The following is a 25912-nucleotide window of genomic DNA, read 5'->3' as shown; positions in this document are numbered from 1 at the left end:
AGACAAGCTAGGAATTAATAAAAAGGATTCTTTGTCGAATGGTCGGATCGGTTCTCTATATCTTCCGATTCGTCCATTGTTTTTGAAGGAGCACCTGATGCACTGCCTCCAGATGTTATTTGATGAAGTGCCTCACTTGCTGCATCTTTAGATAACTCTGTAGCTAAAGGTGCATAAGGCAATAAATACTGTATAAACTTGGATTGCTTCCAGTGTGGTGAACTTTCAACCCAAGGCCCTACGCCCTGCATTGTAATCAGCACAACCAACAAGCCCTTTAAAGAACCAAAAGCACCACCTGCTAAACGATTTAATGGCCCCAATTTCAGACTTTTCAAGAGACCATTTAAAAATGCAGAGACGATCCATGTTAAAACAATGATCAAAAGTGCTATAAATGCAAAAGCTGCAATTTTTTGAACAACTGGATCATGGCTTAAACCTGACATAGACGGAGCAAGAAGGACAGCATATTTTGCACCCATAATTAATGCAATGATCCATCCTACCAAGTTCGCAAAGGCTTTAATAAATCCTTGTCGCAAACCGTTTAGCCCCCCAATGAGCAAAAGTATCAGAATAATGATATCAATTGTGTTCATATTCACTTAAGACATAGCTGCAACACATTGTTTCACTAAAATAGGACCGGTATAAATCAGCCCACTATAGATCTGTACTAATGTTGCTCCAGCTTGCTGTTTGACTGCTGCTTGTTCACCCGACAAAATTCCACCCACACCAATTAACGGGATTTGACCTTTTAATGTTTGGGCAAACAAACGTAAGCATTCGGTACTTTTTTCAAAAACAGGTGCGCCTGATAAGCCACCAGACTCGTTACCATGAGGAAGATTTTCTACACCTTCTCTTGATAGAGTCGTATTGGTAACAATTAAGCCATCAATTTTAAAATGCAATAATTGTGCTGCAATAAACTCAACATCTTCAGGTGTTAAATCAGGTGCAACTTTTAAAACCAAAGGAACATAATGGTTGTATTGTTCAGCAAGCTCAAGTTGTCTTTCTTTTAAGGTTTGCAATAATTCAGTTAATGCATCTCCACTTTGTAAACTTCTTAGGTTCTTGGTGTTGGGAGATGAAATATTAACAGTAATATAAGAAGCGTAGTTATACACTTTCTCAAGACAAATTAGGTAATCTTCGACAGCCTTTTCTACAGGCGTATCAGCATTCTTACCAATATTGATGCCTAAAATTCCTTTAAATTTTGAAGCTTTGACATTTTCAATTAGCTTATCAACGCCATCATTATTAAACCCCATACGGTTAATAATAGCTTGAGCTTCAGGAATACGAAATAAGCGGGGCTGTGGATTACCAGACTGAGGGCGAGGTGTAATGGTTCCAATTTCAATAAAACCAAAGCCTAGTCCTGCCAGTGCATCAATGTGTGCACCATTTTTATCAAGTCCAGCTGCTAAACCTACCGGATTTGGAAATTCAATTCCCATACAAGTCGTTGGTTTCGCTTCTACGCTCTGACGTAATAGGCCGAACTTATGTGCTTTATCAAGCATAGATAATGTTAATTCATGGGCACGCTCTGGTGCTAAACTAAACAACATCGGGCGAGCAAGTGAATATAACATACCAATCACAATCTACTGATTTTAGGTAGGCATATTATAGGCACAGGGAGCACAAAACACCATGCTTAAGACCAGCATATTTTAATATGTTATTGAACCGTCGCTGTTAATTTAATCTGCCCTTCAGTTGAAACCATTTCCATTTTTTCAATACTTAAGCCCATTTGTGCCAGTTGGGTTAAAAAGTTAGCTAAAATTGCGTAATTCTGATGCGTAACAATAATTTGTAACTGCTCACCATTTTGCTGAGAAGTAACAGTTAAGCCTTGTTGTTGAGCTACACGTTGTATTTTTTCTGCTTGACCCAACTCAAGCTCACTCGCAGGTTTCATAGTGACTGCATTACTTTGCATCCACACCATCAAATCTTTTAAATCATTTAAGCGTTGTTGCTGTTGTTCTGCTAAGGAATGCATTTTCCAAAGTGAAGCTCCAATAATAGCCAAGACTACAAAAATTGTAGTAAAGACCACCATGATACGTTCACGGACAGTTAAACGGTCTAAATATTGATTAACTTGTTCAACCCACTGATCAAAGCGGTTTTGCAATTGAGCTAACATTTTCATTATTGTATTTTCACCACCCCAATTGCCCCAGCACCATCGGCTTGAACATTACCTAACTCCGCCTTAAATCCTTGCTGATTAAGCTGCTGTGTTAAAGCTTGCAAATCATCTCCAGATTTCGCTTTTAAAGCCATAGTTAGTGTAGAAGCATCATAATTTAATTGCTGAGCTAAAATTTGTCTTTGCATTAAAATAGGTCCAACACGACTCAACAGAGAAATTGCTTGTGTATCGCCCTGCTTACTCATTCTTAAATGACTTTCAAATTGGCTTTTTATATTTTGTTCATTTACACGACTAGATGGACCAAACCAGTATTTATATTGCTCAATCGTTTGCTCAGCTGTTTGATTTGCTACATTTCTTAATTTCACCCAACGTAACAAATCATAGCTAAACTGAACCACAATTATTGCTAAAAGAAGAACAGCACATGCTTTCCAGTAACCAGAAACAGCTTGTTCTTGACCTTTGGCTTTTGGTAAAACATTAAAAGGATGCTGTTTAGGTTTATCTAAGCCCTGAAACTGATAAAAAAATTCTGAACGCTGCTCTACACTAGAAGCCGCTTCTAAGCTTTCTAACTGCTCTACAGTCAGCCCACTATATTGATAATGTGTTTCAACTGTCTGGAACTCCAAAAATAATCCCAAATCATCTAGTGAATTACCCACCCATTTACTTTCACGTGCTAGTAATTTTTGATCAATATTACACAAAATCACTTGTTGATCTTGGGGTTCCGGCAAAATCAAAAAGTCTGGTAACAAAGCAACCAGCTTGATTGGCAACAAATTCATCGCATGTTGCCATGTTTCCACAGTAGTTTTCGCAACGCCCAATACTGTTAATTGATCAGCATGAAAATGATGGACTACTTTCATGTGATCAATAGGCAAAGTTACAAACTCTTCAAGCAGATATTTAACACCTTCTGCCCCTAGTTGCTTGTAATGAGACTTTGCTATTTGTTGCTGGAGTACCTGAGCATGACGACTAGGAAAAAAGACAACAGCCTCTTTTCCTTGATGCAATTGTAGGTCTTGTATTAATTGATCGAGGCTTTCAGCCTGCAACCAGTTTTCTCCGTTAGACCAATGCCATATTCCATTGGTTTCAGGCATCCATAAATACAGCATAATGGGCTAAATAACCTTTTTAATTATATTGTGGGTATAAAACTATTTTTTTGTGTTGATAAACCAGTTGCAATCACAGCCTGATCATAAATTCGAGCTTCAGCCAACGCAAATGGATTAAAGTTTTCATGAGTCAGTAGCTCAGCAATATGCCCTACTACATTCATATGACAAACTACTACAATTGACTCATAAGGAACCTGAGACAACCACTCAACTGCTTCTTTAGCATTATCATCTGGCTTAATTTTATCGCATAACAACACAGGCACATCTTTAAAATACGCTTGAATATGAGCTAATGTCTCTTGAGCACGTAGCAAAGGACTGACCACAAAAATATCAGGCTTAACAATATCTTTTAAAAATGTTGCTGTCTGTTCAGCTTGAGCATGTCCACGAGCAGTAAGAGGACGTTTAGTATCATTACCATTTACTGGTGGAGCAGCTTCCCCGTGGCGAACCAATGTTAGTTGCATAAATTTTCCTTGTTAATAATTCTTGCATTATAACCACAATTTATGACATTTCTTCTTCAGACTTCATGATGAGGTAAAACAAATTCTACATCACTACGGTGTCCGTTTTTCATAAGAGATAATGCAATATTTAAAGGAGGTGCCCCTTCAAAAATAACTTCATATAAAGCATTAGTAATTGGCATATAAACATCTAGTTCTTCTGCTTTACCACGCACCTGAACAATGGTATTGATGCCTTCTGCTGTTTGCCCCAACTCTTTACTTGCCTGATCTAGCGTTTTACCCGAACCTAAAGCATAACCAATCTGATAATTACGACTTAAAGGACTATTACAGGTCGCGAATAAATCACCCACACCTGACAACCCCAAGAATGTAAGCGGATTTGCACCTTGTTTTACTGCAAAACGGCTCATCTCAGCCAAAGCACGGGTTAAAATCATACTCTTGGTATTTTCACCAATCTTGTAAGCTGCCCCAATTCCCATTGCAACCGCATAAATATTTTTAAGCGCACCACCCAACTCCACACCGTGCACATCATCACTACCGAAAACACGGAATAAAGCACTATGCAGAGCATGTTGCACAGCATAACGAACTAATTCCGAATCACTAGCAATAACGGTACCCGACGGCATACCCGCCATAATTTCTTTTGCAAGATTTGGACCTGATAGTACGCCATAGGGAACTTCAGGCAATTCTTCACGAATAATATCGCTCATAAAGCTAAAAGTCTTAGCTTCAACGCCTTTAGTTAAAGAGACAACCGCTTGTGCAGTAATATATGGAGCAATTTGTTTTAAGACATCACGGAATGAGTGACTTGGAATTGCGACTAAAATAATATCTCGATCACATACGGCTTGCTCAAGATCAGATACGGCACGTAATGATGACTCTAAAATAAAGTCCGGCAAATAACGTTTATTAATGTGAGTTTTATTAATTTCCTCAGCTGTTTCGGCATCACGAATCCAGATCATGGTATCGCAACCATTACGTGCAGCTAAATTTGCCATAGCCGTTCCAAAGCTTCCTCCCCCTAGAACGGTAATACGTAAAGCGGTTTTTTTATCAACCGCAACAGGTTCTACCAAATCTGTAAACTTAAATTCAGCCATCTTTTATTATCCTATTTCTTACTTTTACAGACTTTTAAGCCTGCCAAACTTTTACGAATTCTTTACTTTCAATATCAGCACGCGGTGCAATTACTTTAGCTGCCGTGCCGACGTAAATAATACCTGAAATTAAATCACGGGCTTGCAGGCCTAAATGCTGTTTTAACCAATTTGATTCGACAACTGCACCACTACGCCACATGGTCGAAAAACCTTGAGCTTGCAAAGATAACAAAAGATTTTGTACTGCGGCCCCTGTACTTAAGATTTGTTCAAAATGCGGTACTTTTGGATGATCTTGTAATTGTGTAAGCGCCAAAATGAGTAGCGGGGCGCGAAAAGGATGTTGTTTAACTCGTTCAAGTTGAGCGGGATCAGTTTCACCCAAATCTGCCAAAGCCTTTGCTAGCACTTCTCCAAAAGCAGCACGTTGTTCGCCTGAAACAACGACAAAACGTGTTGGCTTAAGTCTATGATGATCTGGAGCTGTCAAAGCTGCTTGGAAAGCTAACTCTAATTGCTCTGTATTTGGAGCTGGCTCAACTAATTGGCCAATAGACTGACGCTGATGAATATTTTGGTGAATTATTTGTATTGCTGAATCCGTCATTAATATTGATCTAACTCAAAAATTCAAAATAGATTAGCATAATCTACCGTTAATCCACCATTGAATCTAGCTTATAAAATTAACGAACTCTCACTTTGACATTTTTTAATACAAAACATCAAAACTCATACAACGTATTCAAAATCAATTAGAAAACCTGTGTTCAAATGGCAATATCTTTTAGCGATTAACTTTAGGTGAATTATGAAAAAAATAATTTTAGCGAGCGCAATGAGCGGTGTTGTTTTATTACTTGGTGCTTGTGCAACTACTCCTAAAAACACTCTAGCAGTTCAGAAAGAAAATAATCAGTTTGAAGTTACGGGTATTGGCAAAACCAATTTAATTGCGAAAAACAATGCGATTACAGCAGCTCAAAAAACTTGTTCAAAAAACACCACACCAGTCGTTGTAGATGAAAAAACAACATATAACGGTGTATTAAAAGATGTTGTAAGTGAAAAAACTGGTCAAATGGTTGAAGCTGCTGCAGGTGTCATTGGCACATTAACTGGTAAAAATGCGTCTTTAGCAAAAGATGATGACTATCAAACAACGCTTACTTTCTATTGTAAAATTAATTAATCAAAAAAATCCCAATCATTTGATTGGGATTTTTTTATTAGCAGTAACCATCTAATCTGGTCAGTGGTAATTTCTTACCAATTGCTTTTTCAATTTCGGGTAAATAAAAGGCATCGTCTTCCGAAAGAAAACTAATACTTACCCCTTGTGACCCAGCGCGACCTGTACGTCCAATACGGTGCACATAATCATCAGACTGTTCAGGCAAGGTAAAGTTAATGACATGCGATACGCCATCTACATGAATACCGCGGCCAGCAACATCCGTCGCAATCATAATATTATGTTTACCTTGCTTAAATTGCTCTAACATTTTTAAACGTTTATCTTGAGCAATCTCACCCGAAAGCATACCGACTCTGTATCCATCTTTCTTTAAATGATCATAGAGACGGCGTACCTGATCACGTCGATTAGCAAAAATCATGACCTTATCAATCGGCTCTTCACGCAAGATATCTTGTAGTAAACGATATTTATCTTGTTTAGCCACAACATATACTCGTTGCTCTACATCGTTATTGGTTTTTTGCTCAGGCTCAATTTCAACAGTGATGGGTTCGAACAACCATTGTCTTGCCAAATTCAAAACGTCATAACTAAACGTCGCAGAGAACATCAGCGTTTGACGTTGTTCCTTACGCGGAGAGTAACGGACAATACGTTTTACAGAAGGAATAAAACCCATGTCCAGTAAACGGTCAGCTTCATCAATCACTAAAAATTCAATTTGATCGAGCCAAACTTCTTTTTGTTCTACAAAATCAATTAAACGCCCAGGGGTAGCGACCATGATATCGACAAAATTAGCATCTAACTGTTTCTTTTGCTTATCAAAATCTACACCACCTAATAATGTTACAAGGTGCAAATCTGAAAATTTCGTGAGTAGCTTTGCATCACTTTCAATTTGCAACGCCAATTCACGAGTGGGTGCCAAAATTAAGGCACGAGGCTCGCCACGGAAACGCTGCTCTTGAACCGGATTATTGAGCAAATCATTAATTACACTAATCAGAAAGGCAGCTGTTTTACCAGTTCCTGTCTGTGCTCGCCCAATTGCATCATGCCCGGCTAATGTATATTTTAAAACCTTTTGCTGAATTGGGGTCATTTGAGTAAACCCTAAAGCATCAATCGCCTTTTTAAGTTGCGGATGTAAATTCAAGGTTTCAAAACCAGATGTCATAAATACGTGCTCTAACAAACAATCTCTCGAATGAGAAGATCATTATAAACAAAAACGCCCCAATTCAAAAATTGGAGCGTCCATCATTCATCAAAAAGATGAATTAGTCTTAGTCTAAAGGCTGAACGTTTTCAGCTTGAAAACCTTTTTGACCTTGTACAACGCTAAACTCTACACGTTGACCATCACGTAGAGAACGGTGACCGTCACCTACGATTGCACGGAAGTGAACGAATACATCGTCGCCGCCGTTACGTTGAATAAAACCAAAGCCTTTAGTGTCATTAAACCACTTTACTACGCCTTGTTCACGAGCTGTCATAAGTCAATCCTCAGATGTTGAAAAAAGGACCTTCCGGTGTTGCAAACAGCAGAGCAAACAAGGTTTTAAAATATTTATAATCTTAAAGCTTGTAATCATTCTGTAAAACTATCAACAATTTCCGGTTACATCCATTTGTTATAGGGTTGTTAAATCAATTTGATTGTGTGGTAAATCCTAAAACGGTTCGAGCTTAACACGGGTTTATGACAATTAATAGAATTTTTTTCAATTATTTCCCCTATTTTTAGTTCTTTTTTTAAACAGCTTATTACAATATTTTTTATAGAAATTATCCGTATCCAGTTCTATAAAATATGCTGTATTTACTAAAAATTTGTTAGAATATTTTTTTTAGTTGTTTTGATGATGAATGAGCAATACTTCTTCTAATACAGCACCCATTGAAATTAATGCTCTTGGGCAGCCCTGCCCAATGCCGCTGTTAATGCTAAAGCGTGAACTTAAAAAAGCGTCAGGCAAACAACAATTTTTATTAAAATCGTCAGATCCACATAGCGAAATTGATGTAACTCGTTACTGTGGTTTACATCATTTTATGTGTCAAACTACATACGTATCAGAGAGAGAATTTCACTATTTAATTGAAACTCAATAATTCTTTGCTAAACTAAAAGATTAGAAATTGCATAAAATTTTACATTTCTATACCCAATTTTCCTTAATTATGAAGCTGATTCAAATTAAGATGAATTTATTGGTTATTCCATTCGATCCTATAAGGAGAACTCATGAGTGACAGCAGCAATCAATTGATGCCCCTGTCATTGTCTGCGCCCGGTGTAAACCTTGGTGCATATATCAGTACTGTCAATCAGATTCCTATTTTAACGGCCGAGCAAGAAAAAGAACTTGCTGAGCGTTATTATTATGACCAAGATCTTGATGCCGCAAAAATGCTGGTAATGTCGCATTTACGCTTTGTCGTTCATATTGCGCGCAGCTATGCAGGTTATGGCCTACCACAAGGCGACCTTATTCAAGAAGGTAATTTAGGCTTAATGAAAGCCGTGAAACGTTTCGACCCAAATATGGGCGTACGTTTAGTATCTTTTGCCGTCCATTGGATTAAGGCAGAAATTCATGAATATGTTATTCGCAACTGGCGTATTGTCAAAATTGCAACGACGAAAGCTCAGCGTAAATTATTTTTCAATTTACGTAGTCTAAAAAAATCGAGTAAAAAACTTACCCTCGAAGAAGCTCAATCGATTGCTAATGACTTAAATGTAACGCCAGAACAAGTCTTGGAAATGGAAGGTCGTTTAACTGCCTATGATGCTGCTTTTGAAGCGCAAGGCGATGACGACGACGACACACCACATACTGCCCCTGCATTGTATCTTGAAGATAACCGCTACGACCCTGCTCGTTTAGTCGAAAATGAAGACTGGGAAGAGCAAAGTACTTCTGCCTTGCATGATGCAATGGACCAGTTAGATGACCGTTCACGTAATATTTTACAACGCCGCTGGTTAGATGATGATAAATCTACTCTTCACGAGTTAGCGGCTGAATACAATGTTTCGGCAGAGCGTATTCGTCAGCTTGAAAAAAATGCGATGGAAAAGATTAAAACCGCGATGTCAGCAAGCTAGAAAAATTAAAAAATAAAAGGGCGATTCGCCCTTTTGTTTTATCTGGCTATGTTTAGCCAACCCAATCTATGTTAACGTTGCCTTTCATTATTCAGTTGCGTTTTTTGTTATGTGGATCGCCATTTCAGCCCTTAATCTTGCCTTTGCAGTCATGTTGGGTGCTTTTGGAGCACATGGTCTTAAAGCTCACGCAGGTCCCGAGCAACTTGCTTGGTGGCAGACTGCAACCGACTACTTTTTTTATCATGCATTAGGTCTATTAGCGCTTGGTATTTTAAGTAAGGTTCTTCCTCATTTCCCAATCAAGTTATCTTTTCTACTTCTCCAGATTGGTATTCTATTTTTTTGTGGTTCGCTTTACATCATGGCGCTAGGTTTACCACGAATATTAGGTGCTATTACGCCAATCGGTGGAGCTTTAATGATTGTGGGATGGCTAGTCTTGGCTTGGAATGCTTTCAAATACGCAAAATAATCGGAATGTGATCATGCAAATTTATTTAAATGGCGAATTAACGGACACGCCTAGCCAAAACCTGTTGCAACTCATTCAGGAGTTGGCACTTGAAGGAAAACGTTTTGCTGTTGAGTACAATCAGCAAATCGTTTCTAAAAGCAAATTAGAGCAAATTTCTATTGCTCAACATGACCGTATCGAAATTATTCACGCTGTTGGCGGCGGCTAAGTCGGAGTTATCCATGCAAGACACCCCTCTCATTATTGGTTCACGTTCTTTCCAATCTCGTTTATTGGTTGGAACTGGCAAATATAAAGACTTAAATGAAACGGATTTAGCTATTCAAGCCAGTGGTGCAGAAATCGTAACCGTCGCAATCCGCCGTGTGAATATTGGACAAAATCCGGATCAACCAAACTTACTCTCAGTTATTCCGCCAGAAAAATATACAATCTTGCCAAATACCGCAGGGTGTTTTGATGCTGACAGCGCAGTACGTACTTGTATGTTAGCGCGTGAGCTACTTGATGGTCATAACCTAGTAAAACTTGAAGTTTTGGGCGATGAGAAAACCTTATATCCAAATGTGACCGAAACTTTAAAAGCAGCACGTACTTTAATTGATGACGGTTTTGAAATCATGGTCTACACCTCTGATGATCCGATCATCGCTCAAGAACTTGAAAGTATGGGCTGTGTTGCGATTATGCCATTAGGCAGTCTGATTGGTTCAGGTTTAGGCATTTTGAACCCACATACTATTTCAATTATTAAAGAAAATGCGAAAGTTCCGGTGTTAGTAGATGCAGGTGTTGGTACAGCAAGTGATGCCGCTATTGCAATGGAACTTGGATGTGACGGCGTACTCATGAATACTGCTATTGCAGCTGCTCAAAATCCTATTTTGATGGCTTCTGCAATGAAAAAAGCTGTTGAAGCTGGACGTGAAGCATTTTTAGCTGGTCGTATGCCACGTAAGCGCATGGCAAATGCAAGCTCACCTGAAACAGGTTATTTTTTTAAGTAATTTATTTCTTGTGATAACACAACCTTTAATTGCCGTTATAACGCTCATGCGACTTGTATAGGCATTTTACTTTTCAAAGATGAAAAGTAACAAAAATCTTCTGTTTCGCTGATATTACACCCATGTAATACAGCGAAACGGTGGCATCCCTGCCACCTCACGATAGTCATCGTTTACGAGAATTTACGTTGAGTAAGACTAAGCCACTTGCTCATCACGCTTAAACACTAACTCTTTTGCTGATGAATTCTCAGCATCAAAGTAGTAACCTTCGGTATTAAATGCTTTGATGTCTTCAGCTTTATTTAGTTGGTTTTCAACAATAAAACGAGCCATTAAACCGCGTGCTTTTTTCGCATAGAAACTAATGACTTTATATTTGCCATTTTTCTGGTCAAGAAAAACTGGCTTCACAATTTCAGCCTTAATTTTCTTTTCATTGACAGATTTGTAATATTCATCTGAAGCTAGATTTACCAGCAATTCAGATTTAATTTCTGCTAAGTCTTCATTAATTTGGTTAGTGATGATGTCACCCCAAAACTCATACAAACTATGACCGCGTGTATTCTTTAATTTAGTACCCATCTCTAAACGATATGGCATCATTAAATCTAAAGGACGTAATAAGCCGTATAGCCCAGACAACATACGTAAATGCTGTTGTGCAAAATCAATATCTTTGTCTTTTAAGTGATAAGCATCTAATCCAGTATAAACATCACCCTTAAATGCATAAATCGCCTGACGAGCATTTGAAAAATCAAACTCGGCCTTCCAATCTCTAAATCGGTCTGCATTTAGTGTGGCAATTTTTTCACTTACACTCATTAAATTGGCAATTTCCGAAGCAGAAAGCTTACGGCAAACATCAATTAATTGTGCTGAATGTTCTAACAAGCGAGGCTGAGTAAACTCATCTGTAGGTAACGCTGTTTCATAATCTAAAGTTTTTGCAGGAGAAATTAAAGCAAGCATAGACAACCTGAAAAAATTATTATTAATGCCAACTATAACAGTAGATATTTTTTAATGCTAACTCGTGTTTTCAATGACGACTATCGGTAAAATAGCATCACGTATTGTTATTTAGCGGTTCTTATATGTCTGAGCAAACTTTCATCCAGGGTCCAGTAGGTAAAATTGAACTTTTCGTTGACCGCCCTGAAGGTGAAATCAAAGGCTTTGCGGTGGTTTGTCATCCGCACCCATTGCAAGGTGGAACCCCTCAACATAAAGTCCCTGCCCTTTTAACCCAAATCTTTAATGAATATGGTTGCATTGTTTACCGCCCGAGCTTCCGTGGCCTAGGTGGCAGTGAAGGTATTCATGATGAAGGTCATGGTGAAACTGAAGATATTTTAGCTGTAATTAAACATGTCCGTAAGCTTCATGAAGGCTTGCCGTTTTATGCAGGTGGTTTTAGTTTCGGTTCACATGTTTTGGCAAAATGCTTTGCACAGCTTACCCCTGAATTAAGACCTGTACAGTTAATTCTATGTGGTTTACCAACGGCCACTGTAGTAGGTTTACGTCACTATAAAACTCCTGAAATTCAAGGTGATATTCTACTCATTCATGGTGAGCAAGATGACATTACCTTGCTTTCAGATGCGATTGAATGGGCAAAACCGCAGAAGCATCCAATTACAATATTACCGGGCGCCAACCACTTTTTTACAGGTTATTTAAAACAGCTTCGCCAAATCATTACACGTTTTATTATCATGAAATGAAATGTATTTGATGGGCATAGATTGTGTCTATGTCCATCATCTTATGAGCACTGTAACTACTAAAAATTATTCCAACTTAACCCAAAACGGGCTAAATATTTTTTCACTCGGTCGCTATCATTTGTTGTATTACGTTGTTGGCGAGATATCGAAAAGAGTTGTCTTCCAGCCTCTGCCATTGATTTTGAATTTTCACAAACCTTCAGCACACCTCGCAATTGAATCTGATCAAATTCATCTATTTGTTCTAGCTGCTCAGGCCTTAAATAGCTCAACAGAATATCTGCATCTTTATCTTTGTGAGATTCATCCTGAATAAGCCAAATTTGCTTTAGGCGTTGAATTTCTTTTTCTACAGCATCACGACGAATTAACTCACCTTGCGATAAAGTTGCCAAACGAGTTACGCTAGCTGCTAAATCTCTAAAATTCCCTTGCCACGATGCTTCTGCCGATTTAGCAAACTTTAAATATATTTCTAAGGCATCACGTTGAAAACGTAATTGTCTTTGATGAATTGCAGCAAAACGTTGTAGCTCAAAATCAATATTGGGTGCAATATCTTCTACACGGTCTTTTAAATTTGGTAAGAAGAATGTCCACGTATTCAAACGAGCCCACAAATCTTCACGAAAACGCCCAGCTTGAACTTCATTACGCAAATCACGGTTAGTACCCGCTATTAGCTGAAAATCGGCCTGAATTTCCTTATCACTTCCAACAGGAAAAAAGCTTTTATCTTCGAGCGCTTTTAGCAGCATAGCTTGTTCATCAAGTCCCAATTCACCAATTTCATCTAAAAATAAAATGCCTTGGTCAGCACTTTTTAATAAACCAGCACGAGAAGCTGCTGCTCCTGTGAATGCACCTTTTATATGACCAAATAAGGTCGACATCGCGCTATCACCACGTAAGGTTGCACAATTAACATCAATAAAACGGCCGCTTAATTGAAATTTATCTTTCTTTAATTGAAAAATTTGTTTAGCCAAATGAGACTTACCAACACCTGTTGCCCCCATAATTAAAATAGGTGCACTAGAGCGGGTTGCAACTAATTCAACTTCCTCAATAAGTTGATTAAACGCTTTATTATGAGTAGAAATATTGGCTTTAAGTTGTTGCCAATTTTGCTTTTGCTCATCATCGAAGCGCTGTTTTAAAACATCGTATCGAGATAAGTCCAAATCAATAATTCTGTATTCACCTTCTGATGTCTTGTGTTGGTTAGGTGAACTTTGAATGAGTTGAGCTGGCAAATAATGCGCATCTACCAATAAGTACCAACAAATTTGAGCAACATGCGTTCCTGTCGTGATATGCAGTAAATAGTTATTTTTTTCGACATCAAACGGATAGGTTTTTACAAAGTCATAGAGTGCACCATAAACTTCAGCAAAATCCCAAGGATCTTTAATACTGACCCTATGTCCAGAAACCTCAGTTTGTGGAGAAATCTCTTTAGCATCTGCTGCTATAGATTTAACTAAATTATGATGCTGCCTGTCATGTAAAAGTACCAATTTATCTACAAGCAAATCTTCATGCATTAACAGGCTAATTGTAGGACGCCAACGCTGCCAGCGATCTGGCTTTCCCCCCTGATCAAGTGTAGAACCGACAAAGCCAATAACGACTGTTTTCTTTGCATCTGCCATAATTTCTATAAAATTTTATAAGTGTCTATAATATACAATACGCATTTGACCAAAAAATTCAAAGAATATGCTTCATTTTACTTTTTTAGGTACATCTTCGGGTGTACCTACCCTGACACGTAATGTTTCAGGATTAGCAGTTCGTAACAGCAAAAATAAGGACTGGATTTTAATTGATGCCGGCGAAGGGACACAGCACCGCATTCAACAAGCTAAACTTTCACTACAAAACCTAGTTGCCATTTGTATTACACATGTTCACGGTGACCATTGTTATGGTTTAATTGGTTTATTGGCAAGTGCAGGTATGAATTCCCGTAGCAAACCCTTAATCGTGATTGCACCGAAAGAAATTCAGCAATGGTTTGAAATCACTACCCAACTTACAGATTTATATTTGCCCTATTCCCTTCAATTTATTGATGTGAATGAAGCAATGCAGCCACAACAGATCACTAATGAATTCATTGTTCAGGCACACCCTCTAAGCCATCGTGTTCCAAGTTTTGCTTTTAGCATTTATATCAAATCTATTCAGAAGAAGTTAGATACCCAAGCTCTAACTCAGCTTGGCGTACCTCAAGGTGATATATGGGGCCATTTGAAACGAGGCTACAATATTGAATTTGAGGGACAAACTTTAAAAGCTCAAGACTTTATCAAAATTCAAAATCAACAGGTTCATGCAATTATAGGTGGTGATAATGATCAACCTGAACTATTAGCAGATGCTTGCAAAGATGCTCAATTACTTATTCATGAATCGACTTATTTACAAACGGTTTTGGATAAAGTTGGTAAAGGACCAATGCATAGCTCAGCAAAAATGGTCGCTGAGTTTGCGGAACAGCAATCTTTAAGTAATTTAATTCTGACACATTTTAGTCCTAGGCATCAGGATAAAATTGGGCAGCAAGCTATTACCGAAGAAGTTCGCCAATTTTATAAAGGTCATTTTTATTTAGCGAATGATTTTGATGAATTTACTTTAAGTGAAGCTGGACAGCTTTTAAAAGTCGATAAAAACGGTAAGGCCTATTAAATATATATCCAAAAAGATATTTAAATATATTTTTAGATATCTTGTAAATATTAAAATTTTCAATAGAAATTATTCAAGCTGAAAAGATAATTATTTTTATACATTATTTTCAATAACTTATATTTTAATTATATTCTTTTTAAAAAGTTGGCACACTCAGTGCAATAGTACAAAGCACACAACATCATTCGGATATTGTGACTAACACCTGCCTGCAAACGCTTGGCAGGCAGGCTTTGAAAGGAAAAGAAAATGTCTGTCATTGAAGAAATTAATCAACAAGCTCAGTTTGAACAAAAGCAGCAACAACGTACTTATGAAGTTCTGCAAAATGAAAAAAGTATGCCAGTCAAAATGTGGACTAAAGGCGTGCTTGTTGATGACAACTCAAAACAACAATTATTACAAACAGCTCAAATGCCTTTTATTTATAAATGGATGGCTGTTATGCCAGATGTACACTTCGGTTTAGGAGCAACTATTGGTAGCGTAATTCCAACTAAAGGGGCAATTATTCCTGCAGCTGTGGGTGTAGATATTGGTTGTGGAATGATGGCAACCCGTACAAGCTTAACTGCTTCAGATTTACCAGATCACTTACATGCACTACGTACTGAACTTGAACGATTAATTCCCCATGGAATGACTAAGCGCGGACGTGATCGTGGGTCATGGGAAACTCCACCAGAAATGGTAGATCAAGCTTGGACCGATCTGGTTGCAGATTTTGAATACATTTGCGCAAAACACCCACGTTTGAAAAATACTAACAACCGTAAGCATTTGGGAACTTTAGGTACTGGAAACCATTTTGTCGAAATCTGTTTAGATGAGCATGATCATGTTTGGATTATGTTGCACTCAGGTTCTCGTGGTGTAGGAAATGCTATCGGTAATCATTTTATTGAACTTGCACGTAAAGACATGCAGAAACATTTCATTAATTTGCCAAATAAAGATTTAGCATACCTAGTAGAAGGAACTGAACACTTTGATGATTACTGGTTTGCGGTAGGTTGGGCTCAACGCTTTGCGATGAAGAACCGAGAAATCATGATGCAATCTGCGATTAAAGCCTTGGCTACTATTGTACCAAAGCCTTTTCAAGCACGTTTGGAAGCAGTGAACTGTCACCATAACTATGTGGAAAAGGAAGAACACTACGGTGAAGAAGTGATGGTCACCCGTAAAGGTGCAGTCCGTGCGCGCTTAGGTGAATATGGAATTATTCCAGGCTCAATGGGTGCGAAATCGTTTATTGTCCGCGGGCTTGGAAATCAGGAGGCTTTTTGTTCATGTTCGCATGGTGCAGGCCGTGTTATGAGCCGTACTGAAGCAAAACGACGCTTTACTGTTGAAGATCAAATTGCCCAAACTGAAGGTGTGGAATGCCGTAAAGATGCAGCAGTTATTGATGAAATTCCATCGGCATATAAACCGATTGAAGATGTAATGAAAGCACAAGGTGATTTGGTTGAAGTGGTTTATACATTAAGACAAGTGGTGTGTGTTAAAGGGTAAGAAAAAAATGTTTCACAAAATACTTAAACCTGAATATTTAAAATATTATGAAGGAGTTACTACTTGTACGACTCATAAACTTGAAGATACTCCGCATTGCGCAACTTTTATAGAGTTTGCAAGAAATGACTTAAGCACCTCACAGAACTTACATGCTATTTATAATGCTGTATCAAATGCTAAACGTGCCCTTCATAGAAGAGTAGATATTTTATGTTCATTAGCAGGATATGAAACTTATATTGCTAAAAGAAATAATTTTCCTAGTAAGTTAGATTTCTTAGAGAAATGTGGATTCTTCACCCCTCAAATAATTAGGCGTTTAAATTACATCAGAAATAAACTAGAACATGATTATGAAGCACCCAACTATACTGAAGCAGAAAATTATGTAGATATAATTGAACTTTTTCTAGTTGCGACTAGTGTTTTTATCAAAAACTATCCGACCATTTATGAGTTTTTTATAGTTGAAAGTGTTGATAATACTGAACTTTATAAAACTCTTCCAAGATGGATTTCTATAGAGGTAGAACTTGAAAAGGGGAACTTGGATATGCGTTTTCCCGGCCAAGATGAACATTTAATTAAATCAATAAAAGATACAGATTACTTTGATTGGCTTAAACCTATTATGCATGGGTATTTCTGGTACTAAAGGAATAAAAATGAAACTCGCAGAAGCACTTTTACTTCGAAGCGATCAACAAAAAAAGCTCGCTTCGTTAAAACAACGAATTAATGCCAATGTATTGGTACAAGAAGGTGATGAACCTAGTGAAGATCCAAATGAGCTCATCAAACAAGTATTCGCTTTAACTCAGGAAAGCAATCAATTGATTTGTCGTATTCATTTGACCAATGCACAAGCAAAACTGGAAGATGGCAAAGTATTGTTGTCCCTATTAAGCTTGCGCGATAGTTATGCTGAACAGCATAAAATTTTAATAGATGCGATTGCCAATACACATCGAGAACCTGATCGTTATAGCTCACGTGAAATTAAGTGGAAGAAAGTCATTCCGGTTTCTAGCTTACAAAAGCAGGCGGACGATATCAGTGCGAAACTCCGTGACTTAAACGTTAAAATTCAGGCTGCTAATTGGCAAATTGATCTAATCGATTAAACAATAGATTTTGTGAAATCATTTTCACAATCAAAGTTTGGACATACCGGGCGAGTACAAGATCCTGCATTACTCCGATCTGAGGGATTGAAAATAATTCAGGCGACTATGGCAGCATGTGAGCCGTGCATCGATATTCACTTATCAGGCTCAGCAATATGCACCTAGCAAACCTTTGTCGAAAACAAAGTCACACGTTACTTCGCATTACCATGTACTGACAGTATGTTCATTAAATTAGAAAATAAGGAAAACAGAAGTGAATAAAGTTTTGGCAAATATGCCAAAAGCCATTCAAATTGATGGCTCACAAGGTGAAGGTGGTGGACAGATTTTAAGAACCGCCCTTGCCCTTTCAATGATTACAGGCCAGCCGTTTGAATTAATTAATATACGTGCAGGACGTAAAAAACCAGGGTTAATGCGTCAACATTTAGTTTGTGTACAAGCATCTCAACAAATTAGCCAAGCTTATGTAGAGGGTGCTGAATTACATAGCCAACGTCTATATTTCGTACCTCAGCATGTTCAAAGTGGTAAATATCAATTTCAAATCGGTTCTGCGGGTAGTACCACACTGGTTTTACAAACGCTTCTACCTGTTTTGTTATTACAAAATGAAGCCACCGAACTCACCATTTCGGGGGGTACACACAACCCATTTGCACCAACAGCAGATTTTATTGAACACTGTTTTTTACCTGTTTTAGCGAAGATTGGGATTAACGTCGATTTTAGACTAAATAAAGCTGGCTTCTTTCCAATTGGTGCAGGTGAAATTCAGTTTACCGTTCAGCCATGGCAAGATCGAAACAGCTTAAATTTATTAGATCGTGGTGCTTTGCAAGGCAATGAAGCTTTTGCAGCTGTATTAAATCTTTCAGAAGAAGCACAGATAGTACAACGTGAATTAACCACATTAAGTAAAAAACTAAACTTAAGCTCTCAGCAGCAATTTCATTTAAATGGAATTAGCCAAGGCAATACAATGTATGTGAAAGTTGCTCATCAATATCACACTCAACTGTTTACAGCTTTAGGTGAGATGCGCAAAAGTGCAGAGCAAATAGCTGATCATTTAGCAAAAGATGTAAATCTATATTTATCTTCGCAGGCTGTTGTAGATGAGTATTTGGCAGATCAATTGCTTCTACCTTTAGCTTTAGGTCAAGGTGGTGAATTCACCGCACAATGTATTAGCGAACACACTCGTACTCAAGCAGCCATGATTGAAAAATTTATTAATTGTGAAATCGAGTTTGCCGAGTTAAGTCCAAATCATTTTCATGTAAAGGTCGAAGTTTAAGAAGCTCATGACTGAGCTTCTTATTTATAAAAAAATTACTCTACAGATGCTAAAGCTGTTACCAACAACTTCCAGCATTTCTCTACAGTATCAACTTTGACTCGTTCACCTGGTGCATGTGCACCTTGAATATCTGGTCCAAAAGAAACCATCTGTAAATGTGGATAATGCTCAGCAATAATCCCACATTCCAAGCCTGCATGAATCACTTTGAGATTTGGTTCAATATTAAAAGCATGTTGATATGCTTGCTGTAAGCACTTTAGAGCAGCCGAATCTGGATTTGGTGTCCAACCCGATACTAACGGAGTAAGTGTAGAGCCGATATTAAATTGACTAAAATGGGTCTGAATTTTTTCTGCAAAATCTTGAGCTTCATGATTCACCATTGAGCGGACCATTAAGACAGCTTTTCCACCCTCTCGATTTAGTTTTACGACCCCAATATTGTTTGAGGTTTCAACTACGTCCGGTAAAGCTTGACTCATACTTGCAACGCCGTATGGGCTTGTTGCCAAAGCTTGCAACCATTCGTTTTGCTGTTGTTGAGTAATCACTTCAGTTACTTCAGCACTATTAGGCTGAATAGTTAATTGAAGGTTGTCATCAATACCCTGTAATTGGTTGTTCCATGTCGTTTGATATTCAGAGAGTAATTGTTCTAATTCAGGTAATTGGTTAGACGAAATTGCAATAGTTGCTAGTGCTTCTCGCGGTAAAGCATTACGAGCGGTACCACCTGTAAATTCAACAAGGTGTCCACCAAGCTTTGCTAAATGCTGATTTAAAAAACGAGCCAAAATAACGTTGGCATTACCACGTCCTAAATGAATATCTACACCAGAATGGCCCCCTTTAAGACCAGCAACCTGAATATTCACTACCGTCAAATTTTCAGGAATTAGTTCATAAGTAAGTGCTTGTTCGACTTCAACATCAATACTGCCAGCACAACCCAGATATAATTCACCCCACTCTTCCGTATCAATATTAAATAACCATTTTCCTTTTAGCACACCTGCCTGTAAAAGCCGCGCCCCACTCATCCCTGCTTCTTCGTCAACTGTTAATAGAACTTCAATTGGCCCATGAGAAATATCATTTGAGTCTAAAACTGCCAAAGCTAAAGCGACCCCAATGCCATTATCAGCACCTAATGTAGTGTCTTTGGCAACTAACCAGCCATCTTCAAGAACTGGACGAATCGGGTCTTCAAAGAAGTCATGTACCGTGCTAGTGTTAGCTTGCGTGACCATATCTAAATGGCCTTGGAGAATGACCCCAACTACATGTTCTTTACCAGCAGTCGCATCCTTACGGATAATTAAATTACCGACCTCATCTACATAGGTTTCTAAATTCCGACTTTGTGCCCAGTTCTGTAAAAATTGGCGAAGTTGCTGCTCATGCTTTGAAGGACGCGGAATAGTGCAAAGTGTTTGAAAATGCTGCCAAACCACTTGAGGAGATAACGCTGCAATATCAACTTGTGTCATGAAAACCACACTCTAATTATGTAAATATCGTAATAATTTCAATATACACAATGCATTAAAGATAGGTAGCGATTTCGGGAAAGATTTTGTATTTTTATCTTTAATCTAAAGAGATAGTACGACTTTTCTAAAAAGCCGTACTTCATGAATAAGTCTTAACAATCGTGTGCTTAGTTTTTCCATTCAAATGCTGAAAAGCTGTGATCGGCCTTTAAACTATTTTCAACGGCCTGTGCAAGCTGACGAATAATGCTTTGTGTTTCGATTTTCTCAAACCAGTCTTGTTCTTCATCAGGATTGGCAGAGATTTCACACATCAAATGCCCTTCATGATCTGTTTTTTGGCAAGTAATAGATAAGGGTAAAAGATGATTATCAATACTGACTTCTACTTTTTCATGTTCATGCACAATATGTTGTGCATCAAAGCCATAATGTCCCAATTGTTTAAACAATAAAGCCGCTACATATTCTTGTGTGATATGGCATTCATTTGGTGGATGATCAAGCACCCCATGTTGTGGGCAACTGGCAATAAATTGTAATTTTTTCATCCTTTGTCCTAACACTTTTATCATTATCTGCGCTTAGCATAAGCAATAAACAAACAGCAGCCAAGCCTTTAGCCCGCTGCTGCCGTTGCTATTGTGTTAGCAATTATAAAATGTGTTAGGTAAAAAGTTATTGGCTAACTTCGATTGTTAAGCCTGCACGATTCGCCAACTCAGTGAAAGTTGGGAAGCTTGTAGCAACAGTTTCAGTACCGTGAATTGTAATCGGACCAGAAGTACGAAGCCCCGCCATACTAAAACTCATAGCAATACGGTGGTCATGATGTGATTCGATTTCACCGCCAGCAAAGATTGGTGACCAATCGCCAGATTTGCCTTTACCTTCGATAATGATGCCGTCATCAGTTGGCGTACAGTCAATACCCATGATTTTTAAGCCGTCTGCCATAACTTGAATACGGTCAGATTCTTTCACCCGAAGCTCTGCTGCACCAGTGAGTACAGTTTGACCTTCGGCACAAGCTGCTGCAATAAATAGAGCGGGGAATTCATCGATTGCTAAAGGTACTTGGTCTTCAGGCATATGAATGCCTTTAAGTGTGCGTGAACCTTTAATATGGATATCAGCAATAGGTTCACCACCAGCAATACGTTCATTTTCAACAGTGAGGTCGGCACCCATCTGTTTTAAAATTTCAATTACACCAGTACGTGTAGGGTTAATACCTACAGCTTCCAAAACAACATCGGAGCCTTCGGTAATTGCAGCACCCACCATAAAGAAAGCAGCAGATGAAATATCAGATGGAACCTGAATATCAGTACCTACTAGTTTGCCTCCACCAACAAGAGAAATCTTGTTGCCTTCGGTTTTAACATCATAACCAAATGCACGAAGCATGCGCTCTGTGTGGTCACGTGTTGGTTCTGGCTCAGTTACCGAAGTTTCACCTTCAGCCCATAAACCAGCAAGTAAAATACCCGACTTCACTTGAGCAGACGCCATCGGCAAGTCGTATTGAATGCCTTTTAATTGCTGGCTACCCGTAATGCTGACAGGTGGTGTACCTTTCTCACCTGTCGTTTGAATTTGCGCACCCATTAAACGTAATGGTTTAGCAATACGCTCCATTGGGCGTTTAGAAAGTGAAGCATCACCTGTCATCACTGAATCAAATTTTTGTGCTGACAACATGCCTGAAAGCAAACGCATGCTCGTTCCAGAGTTCCCCATATACAAGGCACTTGCTGGCGCTTTTAAACCATGCATGCCCACGCCATGAATGGTCACTTCCCCATTTTTAGGGCCTTCAATGCTTACACCCATATCACGGAAAGCTTGCAAAGTTGCCAAAGCATCTTCACCTTCAAGGAAGCCAGTGACATGAGTCGTGCCTTCGGCAATAGCACCAAACATAATGGAGCGATGTGACACAGATTTGTCACCCGGTACGGTAAATTTACCTTTAAAGGTCTTATTTCCCGGTAAGATACTGAATTGCTGTGTCACCTTATTTTTCTCCATTAAAGGTTTTTTGGCTAACATATGATTGAAATGCTGACGTGCTGCCTGAGCATGACCGAGTAAACCCATTAATGCATGAGAATCTTCGTTTTCAATCAATTTTCTAAGTACGGTAAGTTGTTTTTCGAAGCCATCTACAGCATTTAATATCGCTGTTTTATTGGCAAAGAAAATGTCATGCCACATTTGAGGATCACTGGCAGCAATACGCGAAAAATCACGAAAACCACCGGCTGCATAACGGAAAATATCAAGATTATCTTCACGGTTTGCAAGTTGCTCGACCAAATTAAATGCCATTAAGTGCGGTAAATGACTGGTATGCGCCAAAACCTCATCGTGCTTGGCAACATCCATACAAATAACTTCAGCTTTCGCTGCTGACCAAAGTTGAATGAGTTTCTCAACTGCCCATTCTGCACTTGTTGGTAACGGCGTTAAAATCACTTTGTGATTTGCAAATAGATCAACTTTACCTGCATGAACACCAGTATGTTCACTACCTGCAATAGGATGTCCCGGTACAAAACCTGCTGGTAAGTCCTCACCAAATACAGCTTTCGCTGCATCAACCACATTGCCTTTTGTACTTCCCACATCGGTTAAGATCGTGGTTTCTGACAAATAAGGTTTAATTTGCTCAAGTACTTTTTGTGTCGCACGCACTGGCAAGGCTAAAACAACTAAATCTGCCCCTTTCACGGCTTCAATAGGATCGGAAAGTCCTTCTTGTATTAAGCCAAGTGATTTTGCATCTTCTAAAGTTTTCTGTGAGCGTGTAGATGCAACAACAGTTGTTGCCAACTTTTCTGCAACAATAACGCGAGCTAAACTCGACCCGATGAGTCCTAAACCAATAAATGCAACTTTTTTAAATAGGGGTTGTGACATAACTTCAACTTTGCTTTTGCTCAAAGTTATTTAGACCTTTGAGCAATTTGTTTTTAAGCATAATGACATGTTTTATTTGATACATGTCATTATTCCAACATGAGTAATTAGAGAACAGCAGCAGGATAAGAACCTAAAATACGCAGCTCTTTTACCATTGGACGAATATCATTGATTGCCGCAGCAACATTCTCTTGATCGATATGGCCTTCTAAATCGATAAAGAATACATAGGCCCATTTTTCAGGTAATGCTGGACGCGTCTCAATACTTGTTAAGCTAATATTATGTTTTGCAAAAGGCGCTAAAATTTCTAATAAAGCACCTGCGCGGTCATGCGCTGAAATTAATAATGAAGTTTTATCATTACCACTTTGTGGAATCTTTTCACGACCAATCACTAAGAAACGAGTGGTATTTTCGGGATTATCTTCAATATTGCTATGTAAGATTTCAAGGTTATACATGCCTGCTGCAATATCAGATGCAATCGCTGCTGAGTGCCATTCGTTGCGAATACGACGTGCAGCTTCTGCATTTGAATTTAAAGCAACACGTTCAACACCCGGATAATGCGCGTCTAACCATTGACGACATTGAGCCAAAGTTTGCTGGTGTGCATAAATCTGTTTAATACTATCTTTACGTGTATTTTCAGAGACTAGGAATTGATGATGAATACGTAATTCAACTTCACCAATCACATTTAAATTCGATGTTTTAAAACAATCTAAAGTATGGTTCACAATACCTTCAGATGAGTTTTCGACTGGAACCACGCCGTAATGTGCACTTCCCGCTTCTACTTCACGAAACACTTCATCAATTGTGGGTAATGGACGAACAACTGCATCTTTACCAAAGTGTTTAAGTACAGCAGATTGAGTAAAAGTACCTTCTGGCCCTAAAAACGCAATGCTTTGCGGCGCTTCTAAAGCGAGACAAGCAGACATAATTTCACGGAATAAACGCGCCATGGTTACATCAGACAAAGGACCTTGATTGCGTTCCATAACTTTACGTAAGACTTGTGCTTCACGTTCAGGACGATAAAACAAAGGATTCTCTTCGGAAGCAAATTTAGCTTTTGCAACAGCTTCAGCAAGGCTTGCGCGGCGATTTAATAATTCTTGAATCTGTTGATCTACACTATCAATATCTTCGCGAATTTGTTCCAAACTAAGAGAAGTCGTTTTGTTTTGATCATCGTTGATCATTAGAATGCAGCCTCAGTAAAATCATCTTTTGAACGAGAGTATAACAATAGTCTGCTTTGATTTGTTAGGCAATATAGCTGTAAGAGCTTTTTTCATTAACCTTTTTTACTCCCATTTCTTGATTACTTTATTTGATAATGATTTTCATTTATCATTTGTATAATAAATTTTATTATCGCCCATTATGCAAAGATCATTTTTCCTTTTATCTACTAGTTTTTTATTGAGTACTTTAATAAGCTGTTCTGTTTTGGCTCAAACGTCTGTACAAAATCAATCAAAAATCGTTTTTCAAAATAATCAGGCACAATTTCAAATTAAATCTAAAAATACAGGCCATGATTATCTTATTCAAATTTATAAACCACCTGTCACCCCGCCCCAACATGGTTATCCAGTACTTTATATTTTAGATGGCAATGCCACATTTCCAAATGCTGCCAATATTGCTCAATCGATTGGCGCTGGTTCTGCAAAATTAGGCCTAGACCCACTCATGATCGTCGCGGTTGGTTACCCTCAGCAAAAAACTTTTGATGTGCAAAAACGTGCTTATGATTACACTCCAAAATCTTCTGCTGAATTTCAAGCACAAGGTAAATATAAATATGGTGGTGCTGATCAGTTTATTGCTTTTTTAAATAGCGAACTCAAACCTGCTATTGCAAAACAATTTCCAATTAATAGCCAGCAACAAAGCCTCTATGGGCACTCTTTTGGTGGCTTGTTTGTGCTTTATCATTTTTTTCAAAAGCCAGATGCATTTCAGCGTTACTTTGCTGCAAGCCCTTCTCTCTGGTTTGACCAAGGCATGTTATTTCAGCAGTTAAATCATTGGCAAAGTCAGAAGCCAAATCATTTCCCTTTGCTCATGACTACAGTCGGTACACATGAGCAAGGCGGCCCTCGCACTCAACTCAACAATAAATTTAATGAAACAGATTTCTTTAAAGCTTTAGAAGAAAAGCGTTCAGATCAATTTAGTTATTGGCATTTTTATAACCCGGCTGAACAACACATTACAAATTTGTATGCGAGTTTACCCAAAGCGCTTATGTTTGCTTCATGTCAAAATTTAGAAAGCTGTAAATCTTTATTTGATGAGCAGAAGCAGAAGACAGCCCAATAAAAACTTACTCGA

The 25912-nt window shown here is 38.4% G+C and carries 28 protein-coding genes; 13 read left to right on the top strand and 15 right to left on the bottom strand.

Features of this window, described 5'->3' with window-relative positions:
* Positions 1-14 precede the first annotated feature (14 nt).
* From HLV59_RS06120 to HLV59_RS06090, 7 genes are all read right to left on the bottom strand, one after another.
* On the bottom strand, positions 15-602 hold the full coding sequence (locus HLV59_RS06120) for a CvpA family protein (RefSeq protein WP_016145876.1): 588 nt from the start codon (positions 600-602) through the stop codon (positions 15-17).
* A gap of 6 nt (positions 603-608) precedes the next feature.
* Positions 609-1613 (bottom strand): quinone-dependent dihydroorotate dehydrogenase, encoded by a 1005-nt coding sequence (locus tag HLV59_RS06115; protein ID WP_031948889.1) that lies wholly within the window; start codon positions 1611-1613, stop codon positions 609-611.
* An 89-nt stretch (positions 1614-1702) separates the two neighbouring features.
* Positions 1703-2182, bottom strand: a complete 480-nt coding sequence (gspM, locus tag HLV59_RS06110; RefSeq protein WP_031948890.1) for a type II secretion system protein GspM — start codon at positions 2180-2182, stop codon at positions 1703-1705.
* Positions 2182-3321: a type II secretion system protein GspL gene (gene gspL / locus HLV59_RS06105; RefSeq protein ID WP_031948891.1), complete on the bottom strand. Its 1140-nt coding sequence runs from the start codon at positions 3319-3321 to the stop codon at positions 2182-2184. The genes gspM and gspL overlap by 1 nt, the downstream gene beginning before the upstream one ends.
* Before the next feature lie 23 nt (positions 3322-3344).
* The gene (locus tag HLV59_RS06100; protein WP_003650745.1) at positions 3345-3800 is read right to left on the bottom strand and encodes a SixA phosphatase family protein; all 456 of its coding nucleotides are present in this window, start codon (positions 3798-3800) and stop codon (positions 3345-3347) included.
* 56 nt (positions 3801-3856) lie between these two features.
* A complete protein-coding gene (locus HLV59_RS06095; RefSeq protein ID WP_002115297.1) occupies positions 3857-4930 on the bottom strand; it encodes an NAD(P)H-dependent glycerol-3-phosphate dehydrogenase in 1074 nt (357 codons plus the stop codon).
* A 34-nt stretch (positions 4931-4964) separates the two neighbouring features.
* Positions 4965-5540: a nitroreductase family protein gene (locus tag HLV59_RS06090; RefSeq protein ID WP_031948892.1), complete on the bottom strand. Its 576-nt coding sequence runs from the start codon at positions 5538-5540 to the stop codon at positions 4965-4967.
* Positions 5541-5744: 204 nt separating this feature from the next.
* Here HLV59_RS06090 and HLV59_RS06085 point away from each other — a divergent pair, with 204 nt between their 5' ends.
* Entirely contained in the window at positions 5745-6125 is a 381-nt protein-coding gene (locus tag HLV59_RS06085) for a putative periplasmic lipoprotein (RefSeq protein WP_005073503.1), read from the top strand.
* Positions 6126-6162: 37 nt separating this feature from the next.
* On the opposite strand, the gene rhlB is transcribed toward HLV59_RS06085, so the two are convergent.
* Both rhlB and HLV59_RS06075 read right to left on the bottom strand, forming a co-directional pair.
* Complete coding sequence (gene rhlB, locus HLV59_RS06080) at positions 6163-7314, bottom strand: ATP-dependent RNA helicase RhlB (RefSeq protein ID WP_016140502.1); 1152 nt, start codon at positions 7312-7314, stop codon at positions 6163-6165.
* 109 nt (positions 7315-7423) lie between these two features.
* Complete coding sequence (locus tag HLV59_RS06075) at positions 7424-7636, bottom strand: cold-shock protein (protein ID WP_000126912.1); 213 nt, start codon at positions 7634-7636, stop codon at positions 7424-7426.
* 373 nt (positions 7637-8009) lie between these two features.
* Between HLV59_RS06075 and HLV59_RS06070 the strand changes: the two genes are divergently transcribed.
* From HLV59_RS06070 to HLV59_RS06050, 5 genes are all read left to right on the top strand, one after another.
* The gene (locus tag HLV59_RS06070) at positions 8010-8255 is read left to right on the top strand and encodes a sulfurtransferase TusA family protein (RefSeq protein ID WP_031948893.1); all 246 of its coding nucleotides are present in this window, start codon (positions 8010-8012) and stop codon (positions 8253-8255) included.
* Between the two features lie 133 nt (positions 8256-8388).
* Positions 8389-9255 (top strand): RNA polymerase sigma factor RpoH, encoded by an 867-nt coding sequence (gene rpoH, locus HLV59_RS06065; protein ID WP_002115267.1) that lies wholly within the window; start codon positions 8389-8391, stop codon positions 9253-9255.
* Positions 9256-9364: 109 nt separating this feature from the next.
* Positions 9365-9730: a DUF423 domain-containing protein gene (locus HLV59_RS06060; RefSeq protein ID WP_171429545.1), complete on the top strand. Its 366-nt coding sequence runs from the start codon at positions 9365-9367 to the stop codon at positions 9728-9730.
* 13 nt (positions 9731-9743) lie between these two features.
* Positions 9744-9941, top strand: coding sequence for a sulfur carrier protein ThiS (thiS, locus tag HLV59_RS06055; protein WP_171429544.1), 198 nt, complete (start codon positions 9744-9746; stop codon positions 9939-9941).
* A 13-nt stretch (positions 9942-9954) separates the two neighbouring features.
* Positions 9955-10740, top strand: coding sequence for a thiazole synthase (locus HLV59_RS06050; protein WP_001154366.1), 786 nt, complete (start codon positions 9955-9957; stop codon positions 10738-10740).
* A 198-nt stretch (positions 10741-10938) separates the two neighbouring features.
* On the opposite strand, the gene yaaA is transcribed toward HLV59_RS06050, so the two are convergent.
* The gene (gene yaaA, locus HLV59_RS06045) at positions 10939-11718 is read right to left on the bottom strand and encodes a peroxide stress protein YaaA (RefSeq protein WP_171429543.1); all 780 of its coding nucleotides are present in this window, start codon (positions 11716-11718) and stop codon (positions 10939-10941) included.
* A 125-nt stretch (positions 11719-11843) separates the two neighbouring features.
* On the opposite strand from yaaA, the gene HLV59_RS06040 reads away from it, so the two are divergent.
* On the top strand, positions 11844-12476 hold the full coding sequence (locus HLV59_RS06040; protein WP_171429542.1) for an alpha/beta hydrolase: 633 nt from the start codon (positions 11844-11846) through the stop codon (positions 12474-12476).
* A gap of 59 nt (positions 12477-12535) precedes the next feature.
* Here the strand turns inward: HLV59_RS06040 and rtcR are convergent, their stop codons facing one another.
* On the bottom strand, positions 12536-14134 hold the full coding sequence (gene rtcR / locus HLV59_RS06035) for an RNA repair transcriptional activator RtcR (RefSeq protein WP_171429541.1): 1599 nt from the start codon (positions 14132-14134) through the stop codon (positions 12536-12538).
* 67 nt (positions 14135-14201) lie between these two features.
* Between rtcR and HLV59_RS06030 the strand changes: the two genes are divergently transcribed.
* The 5 genes from HLV59_RS06030 (at position 14202) to rtcA (ending at position 19130) form a co-directional block, all read left to right on the top strand.
* Positions 14202-15176, top strand: a complete 975-nt coding sequence (locus HLV59_RS06030) for a ribonuclease Z (RefSeq protein ID WP_171429540.1) — start codon at positions 14202-14204, stop codon at positions 15174-15176.
* 252 nt (positions 15177-15428) lie between these two features.
* On the top strand, positions 15429-16697 hold the full coding sequence (locus tag HLV59_RS06025) for an RtcB family protein (protein ID WP_171429539.1): 1269 nt from the start codon (positions 15429-15431) through the stop codon (positions 16695-16697).
* Positions 16698-16704: 7 nt separating this feature from the next.
* Complete coding sequence (locus tag HLV59_RS06020) at positions 16705-17355, top strand: metal-sensitive transcriptional regulator (RefSeq protein WP_000468787.1); 651 nt, start codon at positions 16705-16707, stop codon at positions 17353-17355.
* 10 nt (positions 17356-17365) lie between these two features.
* Positions 17366-17824 carry a DIP1984 family protein gene (locus HLV59_RS06015; RefSeq protein WP_005073494.1) on the top strand — a complete coding sequence of 153 codons (459 nt, stop codon included), beginning with the start codon at positions 17366-17368 and terminating at the stop codon, positions 17822-17824.
* Between the two features lie 259 nt (positions 17825-18083).
* Positions 18084-19130, top strand: a complete 1047-nt coding sequence (gene rtcA / locus HLV59_RS06010) for an RNA 3'-terminal phosphate cyclase (protein ID WP_171429538.1) — start codon at positions 18084-18086, stop codon at positions 19128-19130.
* 35 nt (positions 19131-19165) lie between these two features.
* On the opposite strand, the gene HLV59_RS06005 is transcribed toward rtcA, so the two are convergent.
* From HLV59_RS06005 to pheA, 4 genes are all read right to left on the bottom strand, one after another.
* Entirely contained in the window at positions 19166-20626 is a 1461-nt protein-coding gene (locus HLV59_RS06005; protein WP_171429537.1) for an aminoacyl-histidine dipeptidase, read from the bottom strand.
* Between the two features lie 170 nt (positions 20627-20796).
* Entirely contained in the window at positions 20797-21180 is a 384-nt protein-coding gene (locus HLV59_RS06000) for a hypothetical protein (RefSeq protein ID WP_005068294.1), read from the bottom strand.
* A 127-nt stretch (positions 21181-21307) separates the two neighbouring features.
* The gene (locus HLV59_RS05995) at positions 21308-23554 is read right to left on the bottom strand and encodes a bifunctional prephenate dehydrogenase/3-phosphoshikimate 1-carboxyvinyltransferase (RefSeq protein WP_171429536.1); all 2247 of its coding nucleotides are present in this window, start codon (positions 23552-23554) and stop codon (positions 21308-21310) included.
* 107 nt (positions 23555-23661) lie between these two features.
* Positions 23662-24771, bottom strand: coding sequence for a prephenate dehydratase (gene pheA / locus HLV59_RS05990; RefSeq protein ID WP_002049199.1), 1110 nt, complete (start codon positions 24769-24771; stop codon positions 23662-23664).
* Between the two features lie 184 nt (positions 24772-24955).
* On the opposite strand from pheA, the gene HLV59_RS05985 reads away from it, so the two are divergent.
* Positions 24956-25900 carry an alpha/beta hydrolase gene (locus HLV59_RS05985; RefSeq protein WP_151747644.1) on the top strand — a complete coding sequence of 315 codons (945 nt, stop codon included), beginning with the start codon at positions 24956-24958 and terminating at the stop codon, positions 25898-25900.
* Positions 25901-25912 lie beyond the last annotated feature (12 nt).

Source organism: Acinetobacter lactucae, from assembly GCF_013122135.1.
GTDB classification, from domain to species: Bacteria; Pseudomonadota; Gammaproteobacteria; order Pseudomonadales; family Moraxellaceae; genus Acinetobacter; species Acinetobacter lactucae.
The sequence above is the reverse complement of the archived record's forward strand: the minus strand, read 5'-3'. Positions and strand labels throughout refer to the sequence as shown.